The 15,993-nt window shown below is 34.3% G+C and carries 15 protein-coding genes; 12 read left to right on the top strand and 3 right to left on the bottom strand.

Translation table 11 applies throughout. From position 1 onward, the window contains the following. The first annotated feature begins 46 nt into the window (after nt 1–46). Complete coding sequence (locus tag AC1RPH_RS00605) at nt 47–2,074, top strand: copper-translocating P-type ATPase (protein ID WP_481761140.1); 2,028 nt, start codon at nt 47–49, stop codon at nt 2,072–2,074. A 54-nt stretch (nt 2,075–2,128) separates the two neighbouring features. Here the strand turns inward: AC1RPH_RS00605 and AC1RPH_RS00600 are convergent, their stop codons facing one another. Then, complete coding sequence (locus tag AC1RPH_RS00600; protein WP_481760944.1) at nt 2,129–3,034, bottom strand: proline-specific peptidase family protein; 906 nt, start codon at nt 3,032–3,034, stop codon at nt 2,129–2,131. Between the two features lie 165 nt (nt 3,035–3,199). On the opposite strand from AC1RPH_RS00600, the gene AC1RPH_RS00595 reads away from it, so the two are divergent. Together AC1RPH_RS00595 and AC1RPH_RS00590 are read left to right on the top strand one after the other, a co-directional pair. Then, entirely contained in the window at nt 3,200–4,192 is a 993-nt protein-coding gene (locus AC1RPH_RS00595; RefSeq protein ID WP_481760943.1) for a biotin--[acetyl-CoA-carboxylase] ligase, read from the top strand. Continuing rightward, nucleotides 4,179–4,703 carry a biotin transporter BioY gene (locus AC1RPH_RS00590; RefSeq protein ID WP_481760942.1) on the top strand — a complete coding sequence of 175 codons (525 nt, stop codon included), beginning with the start codon at nt 4,179–4,181 and terminating at the stop codon, nt 4,701–4,703. Before AC1RPH_RS00595 ends, AC1RPH_RS00590 begins: the two co-directional genes overlap by 14 nt. Nucleotides 4,704–4,755: 52 nt before the next feature. Here the strand turns inward: AC1RPH_RS00590 and AC1RPH_RS00585 are convergent, their stop codons facing one another. Further along, nucleotides 4,756–7,179, bottom strand: coding sequence for a Xaa-Pro dipeptidyl-peptidase (locus tag AC1RPH_RS00585; RefSeq protein WP_481760941.1), 2,424 nt, complete (start codon nt 7,177–7,179; stop codon nt 4,756–4,758). A 154-nt stretch (nt 7,180–7,333) separates the two neighbouring features. Here AC1RPH_RS00585 and AC1RPH_RS00580 point away from each other — a divergent pair, with 154 nt between their 5' ends. The 7 genes from AC1RPH_RS00580 (at nt 7,334) to AC1RPH_RS00550 (ending at nt 14,454) form a co-directional block, all read left to right on the top strand. Further along, nucleotides 7,334–8,935 (top strand): peptide ABC transporter substrate-binding protein, encoded by a 1,602-nt coding sequence (locus AC1RPH_RS00580; RefSeq protein ID WP_481760940.1) that lies wholly within the window; start codon nt 7,334–7,336, stop codon nt 8,933–8,935. A 133-nt stretch (nt 8,936–9,068) separates the two neighbouring features. Continuing rightward, nucleotides 9,069–10,172 (top strand): YibE/F family protein, encoded by a 1,104-nt coding sequence (locus AC1RPH_RS00575; RefSeq protein ID WP_481760939.1) that lies wholly within the window; start codon nt 9,069–9,071, stop codon nt 10,170–10,172. Then, nucleotides 10,169–10,921, top strand: a complete 753-nt coding sequence (locus AC1RPH_RS00570) for a YibE/F family protein (protein ID WP_481760938.1) — start codon at nt 10,169–10,171, stop codon at nt 10,919–10,921. Before AC1RPH_RS00575 ends, AC1RPH_RS00570 begins: the two co-directional genes overlap by 4 nt. Before the next feature lie 60 nt (nt 10,922–10,981). Next, nucleotides 10,982–11,653, top strand: a complete 672-nt coding sequence (locus AC1RPH_RS00565; protein ID WP_481760937.1) for an MIP/aquaporin family protein — start codon at nt 10,982–10,984, stop codon at nt 11,651–11,653. Nucleotides 11,654–11,761: 108 nt separating this feature from the next. Further along, nucleotides 11,762–12,937 (top strand): cation:proton antiporter, encoded by a 1,176-nt coding sequence (locus tag AC1RPH_RS00560; protein WP_481760936.1) that lies wholly within the window; start codon nt 11,762–11,764, stop codon nt 12,935–12,937. Nucleotides 12,938–13,070: 133 nt separating this feature from the next. Then, nucleotides 13,071–13,910 (top strand): pyridoxamine kinase, encoded by an 840-nt coding sequence (locus AC1RPH_RS00555; RefSeq protein WP_481760935.1) that lies wholly within the window; start codon nt 13,071–13,073, stop codon nt 13,908–13,910. A gap of 1 nt (nt 13,911) precedes the next feature. Beyond that, nucleotides 13,912–14,454, top strand: a complete 543-nt coding sequence (locus tag AC1RPH_RS00550; protein ID WP_481760934.1) for an ECF transporter S component — start codon at nt 13,912–13,914, stop codon at nt 14,452–14,454. 49 nt (nt 14,455–14,503) lie between these two features. On the opposite strand, the gene AC1RPH_RS00545 is transcribed toward AC1RPH_RS00550, so the two are convergent. Further along, complete coding sequence (locus AC1RPH_RS00545; RefSeq protein ID WP_409021673.1) at nt 14,504–14,683, bottom strand: hypothetical protein; 180 nt, start codon at nt 14,681–14,683, stop codon at nt 14,504–14,506. A gap of 174 nt (nt 14,684–14,857) precedes the next feature. Between AC1RPH_RS00545 and AC1RPH_RS00540 the strand changes: the two genes are divergently transcribed. Both AC1RPH_RS00540 and AC1RPH_RS00535 read left to right on the top strand, forming a co-directional pair. After that, nucleotides 14,858–15,412: a guanylate kinase gene (locus AC1RPH_RS00540; RefSeq protein ID WP_481760933.1), complete on the top strand. Its 555-nt coding sequence runs from the start codon at nt 14,858–14,860 to the stop codon at nt 15,410–15,412. Between the two features lie 78 nt (nt 15,413–15,490). Continuing rightward, complete coding sequence (locus AC1RPH_RS00535) at nt 15,491–15,931, top strand: Fur family transcriptional regulator (RefSeq protein WP_409021670.1); 441 nt, start codon at nt 15,491–15,493, stop codon at nt 15,929–15,931. Nucleotides 15,932–15,993 lie beyond the last annotated feature (62 nt).

Here is a 15,993-nt window from a genome sequence, read left to right as displayed (position 1 = left end):
CAAAGATATGAAAGAAATGGATCACATGAATATGAATCATAAGGATATGAAAAATATGGACCACATGAGTATGGATCACATGGATATGGAAGGAATGGACCACGATCAAATGAACATGGGTGGGCACATGATGCATATGGGAAATCTAAAATTGAAATTCTGGATTTCTTTAGTTTTAGCAATTCCTATTGTTTTAATGACACCTATGATGGGGATTAACTTACCCTTACAGTTTACTTTCCCTGGATCTGATTGGGTTGTAGCACTTATTGGTACTGGATTATTTTTCTATGGCGGTAAAACATTTTTAGATAGTGCAAAGATGGAGCTTGCAGATAAAAAGCCAGCAATGATGACCTTAATCGCAATGGGTATTAGTGTGGCATACTTGTATAGCTTATATGCTGTTGTGATGAATAATCTTGTAGATCCAAGTCATCATGTTATGGATTTCTTCTGGGAGTTAGCAACGTTAATTGTCATTATGTTGTTAGGTCATTGGATTGAAATGAACGCTGTTATGTCAGCAGGAGATGCTGTTCAAAAATTAGCACAACTCTTACCTAAACAAGCACATATCGTTAGAGAAAATAAAAAAATTGAAGATGTTGATTTAACAAATGTTCATGTTGGAGATATTCTGTTAGTTAAAGGAAATGAAACGATTCCAGCTGATGGAACAATTATTTCTGGTAAAACAAGCGTCGATGAAGCTATGATAACTGGTGAATCGAAACAAGTTGAAAAAGTAGTAGATGATGAAGTCGTTGGTGGATCAGTTAATGGTAATGGAGAAATCCAAATGACTGTAACGGGAACTGGTGAAACAGGTTACTTAGCTCAAGTTGTTAAATTAGTCACAAAAGCGCAGTCAGAAAAATCAGATACGGAAACGTTAGCTGATAAAGTTGCGGGATATTTATTTTATGCTGCCATGACTGTTGGTATTTTAGCATTCATTGTATGGTTAATTACAGGGACATTTAGTCAGGCATTATCAATTCTTGTAACTGTTCTAGTGATTGCTTGTCCACATGCTTTAGGTTTAGCCATTCCATTAGTTGTTGCGAGAAGTACTTCTTTATCAGCTAAAAATGGCTTATTAATCAAAAATAGAAATGCGCTAGAAGTTGCACACACAATTGACACATTACTTGTTGATAAAACAGGAACTTTAACTGAAGGTCATTTCGTGGTAACCGGATATAAAACATTTACTGATCAGTTTTCTGAATCAGAAATTATCGGATTGATGGCGTCGTTAGAACGTGGATCGACACATCCTTTGGGTAAAGGAATCATTCAAAAAGCAGAAGATTTAAAAATTGAGATTCCAACTGCAAGTGAAACACAACAAATTAATGGTGTTGGATTAGAAGGACATATTAACGATGATGCATTCAAAATTGTTTCTGAAGCTTATGTTAATAAACAACAGTTATTAACGGATGAAATGGCTTCTGACAACGAAGGAGATTCAATTAGTTATTTAATTCAAAATGAAAAAGTGATTGGGTATGTTGCTCAAGGGGATCAAATTAAACCAGAATCATTTGGTTTAGTCGAAAAATTAGAAAAAATGAATATCAAAGTGATTATGTTAACTGGTGATAATCAACAAGCTGCTGATAAAGTTGGTGCAAAACTAGGTATTGTAGATGTTCGTGCTAACTTAATGCCTGAAGATAAGGCTAAAATTGTTAGTCAGTTAGAGGGCGAAGGACATAACGTTATCATGGTTGGTGACGGTATTAATGATGCGCCTAGTTTAGCAAGTGCAACAATAGGGATGGCAATTGGTTCAGGTACGGATGTTGCTGTCGACTCTGCAGACGTTATATTAGTTAAAAGTAATCCGATGGATATCATAAAATTTTTGAAATTAAGTCGAAACACAAGATTGAAAATGATTCAAAATCTTTGGTGGGGTGCAGGTTATAATATTATTGCATTACCATTGGCTGCCGGCGTTTTAGCACCAATTGGCTTTATTTTAAGTCCATTAGTGGGTGCAGTTGTGATGTCGTTAAGTACAATTGTTGTTGCAATTAATGCAATGATGTTACACGATTAAGAGATAAAAAAATACCACCGTTGATAGTAGTTATCAATGGTGGTATTTTTTAATTTAATCTTTAAAATTGTCGTTTTCAACATCTGATAAGAAGGTACTTAAATGATCAAAGTAAACAGGAGCGTTATCGATCATATGATGATGACCACCCTCAGGAGTTGTTTCAAGACGAGCATGTGGAATTGTTTCTGACATTCTTTTAGCTGTTGCTAAAGGCATTGTTTCATGTTCGCCAAATGTGATTAATGTTGGGACAGTAATATTTTTAATGCGGTCACGAGTAGACCAGTCTTTTAATTTACCAGTCACAACGAATTCATTGTTACCTTGGAAGTAATTATAAACGGGTTCAGCCATTGTGCTTACTAAATGAGAAATTTGGGCTGGCTTTTTACGATCAACATAGCCGTCATTTAAAATATCGACATAACCTTGGTAACGGTCATTATCAAGATCGTTATTTTTTTCACATTCTTGCATGTAGGCAAGCGCATCAGCATCCAATTCTTTAGCACGAATAGCATTAACGTTTGCTAAATATTCGTTAATATCATCAGTCATACTTGAGATAATAGCACCTTTTAAATGGTCACCATATTTTAAGGCGTATTCTTGAACAAGAGCACCACCCCATGATTGACCAATTAGGTAGAAGTTATCTAAACCTAATTTAATACGGACTTCTTCAACTTCATCAATGAAGTAATCAATATTAAGAAATTTATCAACATTTTCTTGTTTAGTAAAATCTGGTTGATCAGAATACCATGAACCGAGTTGGTCATACATTGAAACCTGAACGCCAAGAGGTGCTAATTTTTCAGCAAAATTTTCGTAATATTCATGTGTACCACCAGGCCCACCATGTAGACAAAGTAGTTGGATATCACCTTGTCCTTCAGTATGAGTCCAGAGATGATAACCATTATCTAACGTAATAATTTTCGTTCCGTATGCCATATTAATCCACCTAATTTCTTAAGAATAGATTAATCATAGCACTTTTATGATTATTTACCAGAATGAAAGTGAGGATGGTATTTTTTTAAGAGTGTTAGTTGCATATTTTAGTGAGTTAGCTTAAAGTTATGTTAACTAATAAAATTAAAAGGTTAACGGTGTAAAATGAAAACTAAAGACAGTATTCTAAAAATATTAGCTGGACAACAAGATACTATTATTTCGGGAGAACTATTGGCTGAAAAACTTGGCGTTTCGAGAACTGCTATTTGGATGGCTATTAAGAGTTTACAAGAGCAGGGTTTTGACATTAAGACGATTCCACAAAAAGGATATAGTCTAAATGATGGTAATCAGTTGAACGCACAACTAATTCAATCTTATTTAACAACTGACATGATGCAAATTGAATTATTTGATGAAGTGACATCTACCAATGTATTGGCGAAAGAGCGTTCAAGCCAGCCCGATATACAGGGTCCACTGTTAATAGTGGCCAATAGTCAAACAGCAGGATATGGTCGATTTGGTCGAACATTTGAATCACCAGAAGAGACTGGGATTTATATCAGTTATTTATTGAGAATTGATCAACCTATCAAAGATGTTGGTCAGCTAACGACAGCAACTGCCATGGCGGTTAGTTATGCTTTAGAAAATAAATTGAAAATTCAACCACAAATAAAGTGGGTGAATGATATTTATTATCAAAATAAAAAAGTCTGCGGGATTTTAACGGAGGCTGTCACAGATTTTGAAACGCAGCAAGTGACAAGCTTAGTTATAGGGATTGGGCTAGATTTTAAAACAGACCTTAAAAAATTATCTCCAGAGTTACAAGATAAAGTGGGTTCATTAATTGATGAATCGAATAATGTCACACGGAATGAGTTGATTGCTGAAATTACCAATCAATTTATCCAAATCTATCAGAATTACCAAAATGGTGACTTCATGAATGATTATCGTAAACGGTCACTAGTTATTGGACAGACAGTTACTTTAAAAAGTGGTCATCAAGAAATTATTGGTACAGTTGAAACAATTAAAGATGATGGACAGTTGGTATTGAGAGATAAAAATGGGCAAATAACGACTTATATGGCTGGTGAAATTACAAAGGTGAATGTGGAAGGCTTAACAAATGGGACAAAATAAACAGTTAAAACAATTAATTATAGCAGCAGAGTTAGCAGCCGTTTTGGGTGTTTTATCCCAGTTAACCATTCCATTGGGGCCAATCCCGTTAACGTTACAAACCATTTTTATCGGATTATTATCGAGTTTGAGACCGGTTCAAGAAGGATTAAAAGCGGTGGGCATTTATCTCCTATTAGGATTAATAGGAATCCCAGTTTTTGCTGGATTTCATTCGGGACTTTTTTCTTTAATTGGACCAACAGGTGGTTATTTATTTGGTTTTTTAGCCTATATTATCTTAACGGGGCTGTTTTTAAAATGGTATGGTAATGGTCGTTGGCAGTTGTACATGGGGAATTTATTAGGTGCTAGTGTGCAATTAGTTTTAGGAGCAATCTGGTTAATGGTTTACCAACAAACCTCGATGCAACAAGCATTTTTAATAGGTATTTTACCATTTTTGATTGTTGGATTTATTAAAGTTATTTTTGTGTGCGAATTGTCTCATTACTTAATACGTAGATATTGATAAATAAAAAAAGAAAATCATCAATAATTTTTTTGATGATTTTCTTTTTTATTTAGAATAATGATACTGTACTAACAGATTGATAAGGAATTTTAAGACGCGAATTAGCTAAGTTAATAGTATAACTATCTGAATCGTTATTTCGTAAAGTCATCCCAAAATCTGTTGCGTAAATGATTAATTCAATCTGATGACCTTCCTTAATGTGATAGGCAGTTGGTTGTAAATCAAAATCTACTGTGTTGAAAGTTCCTGGAAGGACAGAATCATTTTGATAACGATTTGTCCTATTTTGTAAATTGATATGACCTTTGGAAATCATTTTCCAAGGAGTTTTTGTGGGATTTTTAGTAAATTCAACCAAATCATCTTCACGCCAATGAAATCCCATATCTAAAGATTTTCGTTTGAGAATGGATGGCACGGGGGTGAGTCTATTTTCTTCACCATAATCGATAAGCATGCAACTAATGAGCCCTTTTGTTTGTAGTGCTGCAACAGACAATTTTATGTGAGCAGAACCGGAAATAAACAGCGGTTCTGTTAATGGTTCTGAGATTAATTGGATTCTATTTTTAGCCATTTCTGTTTCTTTAGTTGAAACTAAAGCTTGATTCCAAAGATGATTATCTCTGACGTAGTTGTTAAAAAGGTCAGTTGGTAAGTTATCTTTGAAAGTAGCAAATTGGTGAGCATCTGATGTGACTGATTGTGTTAATTTATTTTGTTGGAAATGATAGGATTGGGTAGGAGAATCCGGGTCTGCCCAATCATCATAAGTGTGCCACGTTTCAGCTTCTAGGTTATCTTGTATGGTGACATTGGGAATAAGTGTCTCAGCACCATTTTCGATATTATAAAGTTGATTTGATAACCATAAATTCATCATATCAGTGAAATCTAATGAGCGAAAGTTATTGATATAGATATGTTTACCTTGGTGTAAGAATAATTTTTTAACAATAGGTAAAGGACGTAATGCTTGCCAAAGTTGTTCAACTTGGCGAGGTTTGACGTTCCAATCATTTAAACCATGGACCATAACAATATTTGCTTTGATATTTTTAGTTTGGTTTAAATAATTACGTTCATCCCAAAATTTATTGTAATTACCAGATGCACGGTCTTGTCCTATAGATAATCGATTCATAACTTTGTCAAAGTAGTCTTGAATATTAGCGTAGTCGGCGGCATCTTTTTGGCGACTTAAACAAAGCGCAGCTAAAACATCTGCATCTTCACCTTGGCAAGCTTCAGGCGCGACGACTAGTCCATTTTCACGATAATAATCATACCAACTTGAAATAGCGGCTTCAGAAATGATTGTTTTTAAGCCGGATACACCAGTTGTTGCAGCTGCAGTAGCAAGCGTACCAAGGTAAGATTTACCAGTCATAGCAACGTTACCATTACTCCAAGTGGCTTTAATTGATCGATTATCGAGTTTATTTGTGAATGCTTGCCGATGTCCCGTTAGCCATTCAATAATGGCGACGGTTGATACCGTTTCTTCAACACTCCCACAAGTACGAATACCATCTGATTCTCGAGTACCAATACCAGCTGCATAGACGATTGCAAATCCTCTAGCTAGCATGTAATCGTTGAATGTATACGAAGATTCACGGCTAAAGGTTTGCTCAGTTTCTGTTGATTCTGAGAGGATTGATCGTGGTTCGGGTAAGTTGGATTTCTGATAGTTATAGGTGATATCAGATTCAGTTAATTCAGTAACTGGTTTTTCGGTAAGCGGGATATCAACGTTGCGCATTAATTCAGAATCATCATTTGTGCCTTGATTGTAAGGACTTGCTGTATAAAGAATAGGTACTTTTAGTCCGGATGTAACTAGTGGTCTTAAAATTTCTGTTTTTAATAAATCACGTTGACCATCTTGGTCAGTATCTAATGGGGCTTCAACGTAGACGACTTCACGAATCAGTTTAGTTGTATCAAAAACAGGTTGCGCTTTTCCATTGAAAAATAAAGGTTTCGCATCTTTATAAAATGAAACAAAGTACCCTTTATTTGCTAGTGTATCTGTGAAGACTTGGCCATTTTTGGTATGTGTTGTCAGTAAGAGATACCATGCGGACCAAAAATCATTAACGGATTCAATAATTTCAATAGAAGGTAACTGAATTTTAGCCATTGCCGTAAATGGGTCATCAATTTTGAAATCGACATCGACTTCAAATTCTAGTAACTGTAATGCAACATTATAAAAGATAACAGGTGTTAATTCCTTTTTTGTAGTAAAAAATTCATAAACAGAAATGGATTCTGTCGCTAATAAGGACATCATTTTTTGTTGTTTCGCACCGATTGTTTGATAGTCGATGAGAATTTTATTGAGTAATTGTTCAAATAAATGTGTAGGATTGGTTTCGGAGGCTATATACAAATTAATAGCTTTAAGTTCTTTTATTTGTGTCTCAAAAGTAGGTGTATAGTTAGCAAATTGATTATTTTTCATAAGTCAAAAACTTCCTTTCAGAATTGAGTAAGACACTGGGTTAAGTATAGCTTAAATGTAAAGTTGGTTGAAATGATACGTCTTTATTGACAAAAAATAAGTAACTAGGTAAAGTTAATCACATTAAGGTAACTAAAAAAGGAGAGTGTCTAAAGTGAGAAGGAAAATTGCGGTAGTTTTAAGTATCATGTTTATAGGGGTGCTAGCTGCTTGTTCAAAAACAGCGACGAAAGACGATAACATATTAAAAGTGGCTGTAACTGATCAATTAGGCACTTTAGATTCTACTAAATACAGTGATACATTTAGTGTTGAAGCAATACAAAACGTTTATGAAGGATTGTATACGTATAATCAAAAAAATAAACCAGTGTTAGCTGCAGCAAAAAGTGTGACGGTTAACAAAGCAAAAACAGTTTACACCTATAAATTAAGAGCTGAGAACTGGTCAAATGGGACTCCTGTTACAGCAAATGACTTTGTTTACGCTTGGCAAAAACTAGCAAATCCTAAAACAGCATCACCTAATTCACAACGAATTGATATTATTAAAAATGGGTTTGCTATCCGAAATGGCAAGATGGCCGTTGATAAGTTAGGTGTTAAAGCGCTGAATAAAACAACATTAGAAGTTACTCTGGCACAACCAATTAGCTATTTACCAGAAGTATTAACGGGTGCACCATTTGTACCTCAAAATGAAGCTTACGTTAAAAAACAAGGTAGTCAATATGCAACGGATTCACAACATATGATTGTGAATGGTCCTTATAAATTAACTGATTGGGAAGGAACTAATAACAAATGGTCATATGTTAAAAATACCAGTTATTGGAACGCTAAATCAGTTAAGTTAGCTAAAGTTGACGTTCAAGTTGTTAAAGATGGTGCAACTGCTGGCAAGTTATATCAAACAGGGAAGATTGATTTCTCAATGTTAGCAAATGATTATGTTAAACAATATAAGAATGAAAAAGGGTTCGCAACACGTAAAACACCAATGATTGGTTATTTAGGTTTTAATACTAAGCGTGAGGCAACTGGTAATAAACATATTCGTAAAGCAATTGCGCTAGGATTTAATAAAAAATTATTAGCTAGCAAAATTCTTAATGATGGTTCATCTGCATTAAATGGAATCGTCCCAGCTAAATTTGTGTCAAATCCGATTAATGGGGAAGATTACCGTAAAGAAGCAGGAGACTTGCTTGCTTTTAATAAAAAAGAAGCTAAAGCAGAATGGGAAAAAGGACTTAAAGAGATCGGTAAGAAGGACTTAACAATTGAAATATTGGGTTCTGATACGCCAGAAGCTAAACAAGTGATTGAATACTTGCAAGCGCAGTTAGAGAGTAACTTACCTGGATTAAAAATTAACGCACGTAATATTCCAATTAAATCGCGATTAGCAGCAACAACGGCTTACCAATTTGATATCGTTTATGGGACATGGACACCAGATTATGCTGATCCAATTAACTTTATTAATGATGGTGGCGCTTATCATTTAAATACCGATTACAAAAATGCACAATATTTAAAAGATATCGATCAGTCTAAAAATGAATTTGCAACAAATCCAACGAAACGTTGGAATAGCTTGATTGATGCTGAAAAGCAATTGGTCGAAGAAGATGCTTATACAGTACCTGTTTTCCAAGGTGCAATGGCCTACTTATTGAACCCAGATGCATCCGGATTACACATTAACCCATATGGAACGACATTATTTTATCGTGACATGTCTATTAAGTAGATAATAGTTAGCTGTTTCAAAGCTTTATAAAGTTAAAATAAGATAGATTAAAGTCTGGCCTTTGGTCGGACTTTTTTTGTTGTAAAATGTTAAACTGGTGGAAGTGTATTAATAATAAATGAGGTGTGAACCCATGAAAAAGTTACTTCAGAAGAACATTATTTTAATTCTAACGATTATTATCGGTGGCATACTCGTAATAGGTGTTAAATTTGATCAAGCACTGTATTCAGATACGATTGTTAAAATAACACAGGTTAAGGATGAAAAAACTGAAAAAGTAACAGATGAATTTGAAAATAAAGATACACAGACTAAACAAAAATTATTTGGAACTGTGATGAATGGTAAGTATAAAGGGCAAAAAATAAGACTACCAAATACATATTCTTCATCTCGCGCAAATGATCAAAAATACCAGAAAAATGATCAAGTATTTGTAACGATTAATCCTCATAAAAGTGGATTAACTGGTATTATTGATGGGTTCAAACGAGATGTCGTCGTGGCCATATTAATTTGGATTGCCGTTAGTATGCTGGTAGGATTTATGCAGTTTAGTGGCATGATTGCTGTATTAAGTATCGTCTTAAATATGATTATTTTCTTTTTAGCCATTAAATTTGAAATATTCGTTAATATTACGAACTTCTTTTGGATTTTCGCAGGTATTGCTCTAATATTTGCAGTACTGACCTTGAGTTTGGTAATTGGCTTTAATCGACAGATGCTGGTCACGTTATTGGCAACTTTGACGGGAACTAGTTTATCGTTAATCATTAGTGTCATTATTTTAAAACTGACAAATGATCAAGGGATGCATTACGAAGCTCTATCTTATGCAACGCAAGCGCCAAAGGAACTATTCCTTGCTGCCACACTACTAGGTTCTCTAGGGGCTGTCATGGATGAATCGACAGATATCGTTGCAACACTATTTCAATTAAAAAAAGAACAACCAACTATTTCATCGAAAGAACTTTTTAAATCTGGACGTGAGGTTGGACAATCGATTATGGGACCATTAATTAACGTCTTATTCTTAATTTTTATTGCTGACATTTTCCCACTTGCCGTTTTGTACTTTAGAACGACCAATACAATTGGCTATACTTTTTCATGGACCATGGCTTTAGGAGTTGTCCAAACATTAATCAGCGGTATTGGGATTGTCATTGCGATACCTGTCGCAAGTTTTTTTGCAAGTCGATTAATCAAAGGGGATGACACATTATGATTACAATTGGTTGGTTAAGTGCCATTTTATTTGTCTTAATGGTCATTGTTGGAGGAATGAATGGTGTTCGTTCATTTTTAAGCTTATTTTTTAATTTTATCATGTTATTTTTTACGATTATTTTAATTACGGGAGGATTTCCGCCGGTAGCAGTGACCCTAATTAATGGCATTATTATTTTAGCTATTACGATTTTTCTTGGTGATGATAATGTGCAAGTTACTGAAACTGCTTTTTATGCTTCGTTAATTGTTCTGGTTATTCTCGTTCTTTTGATTATTCCAGTTGAACATTTTGCTGCAGTTCAAGGTTTTGGTGCAGAAGATAGTGAAGAAATAGAAGCATTTTCGTTATTAGTAGGCGCTAATTTTATGCAAATAGCGATTTCAACAGCTATTTTTAGTACTTTAGGCGCAATTGCTGAAGGTGCGATTGCAATTTCGGCTGGCTTAAATGAGATTATTGAACAAACACCAACAATTGATTTAAAAAAGTTATACGCAGCTGGTATTAGTATTGGTAAACATATTATTGGAACAACGTTTAATACACTATTTTTTGGTTTCTTTGGTGGCTTTTTAGCGCTATTTATTTTATTAGTACAGACGCATGCTACATTCGCAGATATTATAAATGATAAAATTTTTGTTGCAGAATTAATAATGATTTTATTTTCTATTATAGGTGTTATTCTAGCGGTTCCAATTACAGCATGGGTTTTAATTCAAAAATTAAAAATAAAAAAATAATTGAAATGAGTTTATGGTTATGTGTATAATTAAGAGATACTAATATAGGGGGATTTAAAATTGAATTATAAAAATTATATTGCTGAATTTATCGGCACATTTTTCTTGGTATTATTTGGTACAGGGGCAGTTACGTTAGGTAACGGTAGCCCACTTGTTATTGCACTTGCATTTGGTTTAGCTATTACATTGATGGTTTATGCTATTGGACCTGTTTCAGGTGCACACATCAATCCTGCTGTTTCATTAGCAATGTACATCAACAAGCGCATGTCATTGACTGATATGGTTGCTTACTGGGTTAGTCAAATCTTAGGTGCGATTGTAGCATCTAGCGTGGTTAAGATGATTATTTCATCAATGACAGATACATCAAAAGTTGCTGATGGTTTTGGTTCAAATAGTTATGCAACAATTCCTGGTGGTATGGCATTTTTCGTTGAAGCCTTATTCGCATTCTTATTCATCTTTATTATTTTGATGGTTACGAGTGAAAAATTTGGTAACAGTAATATTGCTGGCTTTGTGATTGGTTTAACATTAACAGTACTTATCTTTGTTGGTTTACCACTTACAGGGGTTTCAGTTAACCCTGCTCGTAGTATTGGACCTGCACTTTATGCCGGTGGCGATGCACTTTCACAACTTTGGGTATTTATTCTTGCACCATTAGTTGGTGGTGCTATTGCAGCATTCGCAGCAAAATATATTTTTAACAGTGAAGAAGCTTAATTTAATTAAGTGAATCATAAGCAGTGAATTCCGAGAGGGAATTTGCTGCTTTTTATTTTTAATGTATGTTATGGTTAATATAGATAGTGACAAGTGAGAGGAGAAATAATGGCATTTTTAGGAACGATTTGTTTAGTATTAGTGGCAACATCAATTGCGGGTCATGTCAGCACACGAATTGGTGTTCCTAGTGTTATCGGGCAATTATTAGTTGGTGTTTTACTTGGACCAGCAATGTTGAATTGGGTCCATTCAGATCATTTATTTGCGATGTTCGCAGAAATTGGTGTGATTATTTTAATGTTTATGGCGGGATTAGAAAGTGATTTAGATCTACTTAAAAAGTATTTAAAACCGGCCTTATCAGTTGCGACTTTAGGTGTTGTCTTCCCTATCTTAGTTGTCTATTACTTTGGTCGAATTTATAATTTTGGATTTGAATCGGCTTTATTTTTAGGTGTTATCTTTGCGGCAACGTCAGTTAGTATTTCCGTCGAAGTCTTGAAAGAATTAAAACGATTAGATTCAAAAGAAGGTGCAACAATCCTAGGTGCGGCCGTTGTGGATGATATCTTAGCTGTTGTTATTTTAAGTGTATTAGTTAGTGTATTTGGTAATATTACAAGTACCGGTGATAGCGCACAAGCTAACATTTGGATTGGCTTCTTATTAGAATTTGTTTACTTCATTGGTATTTTAATCCTATTCAAGTGGGTGGCGCCTTTCTTGATGAGATTAAGTGAACGATTATTAGTTGGCTCATCGATTACGATTATGTCACTGGTTATCTGTCTAGGTATGGCCTACTTAGCTGACTTAGTGGGGTTAAGTGCTGTTGTTGGTGCCTTTTTTGCAGGAATTGCAGTGGCACAAACACCGTATAAAAAAGAAATTGATGCCAATATTGAACCAATTGGTTATGCAGTCTTTATTCCAATGTTTTTCACGAGTATTGGATTAAGCATGTCATTTGATGGATTTATGAAAAATATTTGGTTTATCGTTATTTTAACGATTTTGGCCGTCCTCACAAAATTACTAGGTGGTGGATTAGGTGCTAGGTTACTTGGATTTGATTTAAATAGTGCATATGTAATCGGTGCGGGGATGATTTCTCGTGGCGAAATGGCTTTGATTATTGTCCAAATTGGGTATACCGCACACTTGTTGTCGACGGAATACTATTCGGCAGTTATCATGGTAATTATTATTTCAACTATCGTAGCACCGTTTATGTTAAAACATGCGATTGGTCGACAAAATAAAATTGAATTGAAGAAATAGTTGAACTGTTGAGGAACTAGCCTAGTGCTAATTTTTCAACAGTTTTTTATTTTTAAATGGTTACTAAATATCGCTATTCTGGCGTATTCATTTTATAATGAATTAAATAACTTCAAATGAAGAAGGTGGAATAATGAAACAATTATTGATTGCACAAGATTTATCTAGTGTTGGTGGTGTTTCATTAGGGATTGCGGTTCCTGTTTTAGCTAGTTATCAACAACGGACGACAATATTGCCAACAATGTTATTAAGTAGTCATACAGGTGGATTTGGAGTACCAATGAAGGTAGACATCTCACCATTTATAAAAGCTTTTGAAGAACACTGGGCAACTATTCCAGTTCAATTTACGGGCGCATATTTGGGCTATCTAGGGACGGCAGAAAGTATTAAAATGATGGGGATTCTACTAGATAGGTTATCTGATGATAAAGCACTCACCGTTATTGATCCAGTTATGGCTGATCACGGCACGTTATATTCAGGACTGACAAACGACTATGTAGAAGAATTAAGCATGTTATGTTTAACGCAAGCAGATTTAATTTTACCCAATTTAACAGAGGCTTACTTATTGGCAGACTGTAATTATCAGGAAAATCCTAGCGAGGCAGAAATTAAAAAGTTACTAACACGTTTATTAAAGAAATTAAATTTAAAAGCGGTTATAATTACAGGAGTTACAAACCAGAAAAATCAAATTGGTGTTGTTTTTCTAACAAAAGAAGGCGAATCAGGTTGGGTATTAAAAGAACAACGTGAGAATCATTATTTTGGGACAGGAGACTTGCTAGCAAGCTGCGTAGTGGGTGAGTTAATGAATGGTCATTCACTAAGGGAAGCATTGGAATTTGCAGTAGAAGTAACATGGAAAGCGATGAGTAATTCTGATAATGAAGGACTTGATCAAAGGTTAGGGGTTAATTTTATGAGTATTTTACCCGATATTAACGATAGAATGGAAAAATAAAATGAGAAATGAAAGATTAAGAAGCATTATTTTAGCGGGATTATTTGCGGCAATTATTTATATAGGTATCTCAGTTTTTAGAATACCAATCCCAGCTATGGTGGGAAAACCATTTATTCATTTCGGTAATTCACTAGCAGCATTGGCCGTGATTTTTTTAGGGTTTAGTTATGGCACAATTGCAGGAGCGATTGGTCTGGGATTATTTGATATTTTGAATGGTTATGCAGATACGTCATATTTTACTGTACTAGAAGTAGTGGTTATTGCATTACTAATTACGGTTGTTACGAAAGGATTAAAAAATTATCATGGTAAATATTGGATTATCATTATTGCTGCAACGGCAGGAATTGGTAAAATAGGAACATCATATTTAGTTTCGATTGGTGAAGCAATGATTAAAGGTGTTAGTTTTAATGTCGCCGCTGTTCAGGCGTTTTTAAGTTTACCTGCAACTGTTGTTAATTCAATCTCGACAATTATCATTGTTAGTTTATTATACGTACCCATTAAGCGATTGATGGTAAGGTTTAATCGGTAAAAAAGTCCAAATAAAAAAGGGTTGATGTGCGTGAGCTCACATTTACCCTCTATACAAATTGTCCAGATTGAACATATTTCATTTCTGTTGATAAGTTGGAAACGGCTGTTTCGATTGTTACCCCAGAACCTGAAATGGCTGGATTATTTTTTGAACTAGCAATAAAGATTTGTTTTTCAGTGTCTAAAGAAATCGTATACCAGTTTTTACTAAATGTTCCAAATTTCATAAGTGTGTATCCTCCGTATTTCTATATCTTACTACCATGAAAGCGCATTCTACTTTCTTTAGTAGAAGCTTAGTATAGTACGTACATAAAATGAATGCAAGTCATTTGTTTTATATTAACCAAAAATTTTTTAAATAATATGAAGAAGTCTAAAAACGATAAAGGGATGATTTAATGCAAAAACGAATATTCGTGATCACGGGTGCTCCGGGAACAGGTAAAACGACGATTAGAGACTATCTAACCAAGCAATTTGATGCCAAAAAGGTGATTACTCACACAACTAGGCAACCAAGAGTTAATGAAAAAAATGGTCGCGATTATTATTTTGAATCCGATGAAACTTTTTTTAATTTTCATTATTTAGAACATGTTGAGTATGATCGCCATTACTATGGTTCATCAAGAGAAGCGATAGATGCTGCTTGGTCAGAGGCAAAAAATGCGACAATTGTACTCGATACGGCAGGTGCCATCACGTATTCAAAAGAATTACCAAAAGAAACAGTTGTCTTATATTTGTCTGTATCGGATAATCAGATATTACAAGATCGGTTAATTAAACGGGGAGATACGATTCGAAATCGAAGTTTACGCTTAGATTCTGGTGAAGCAAAACGAGACATGAAACTTCCAGCAGATCTTGAAGGTATAGCACATGTCATTATTAATGACGATTTAGTTGACGCAAAGAAACAGATTGATCAGTTAATTCAATCATTAGGTTAAGAGTGATTGCTTTTTTTAGTTGATATGGTATTCTTCTTAAAGAGTAACCATTATTATTTAGAAATGGAGATAAGCCTTTTGACTGAATTAATTGATGATGCATTGCATATACTAAAAGAAAATAAATATAAAATTACGAAACAAAGAAAAAGTTTATTAACGTATTTAAGTCAGTATGAGGAAGCTTATGTTGACGTTACAGTTGTGGATGACTATATGAGAAATAAATATCCAGGGATGAGTCATAATACAATTTATCGAAATATCAAAGAATTTAAAGAAATGGGTCTTGTTGAGCAACGGATGAATGGTGAACGAGCCTGTGTAAAATATCAATGTGATTTTAGTCACAAACATCACCATCATTTTATTTGTACTTCTTGTAGTAAGGTGGTTGAACTTGATAGCTGTCCGCTAGATTATTTTGTAAAACAGTTACCAGGTTACAAAATAGAAGAACATAAATTTGAATTACATGGGATTTGTGATGAATGCCAAAAAAAATTATCGAAAAATTAAGTTTATCTTCGAATAAACTTCAATAACAAATGGTTTAATGGAAAAAGTACAAAATTGGAGTG

The organism is Dellaglioa sp. CoH-57-MRSF-16, from assembly GCF_056782055.1.
Note: the sequence above shows the minus strand (reverse complement) of the source record. Positions and strands in the feature narration are given on the sequence as shown.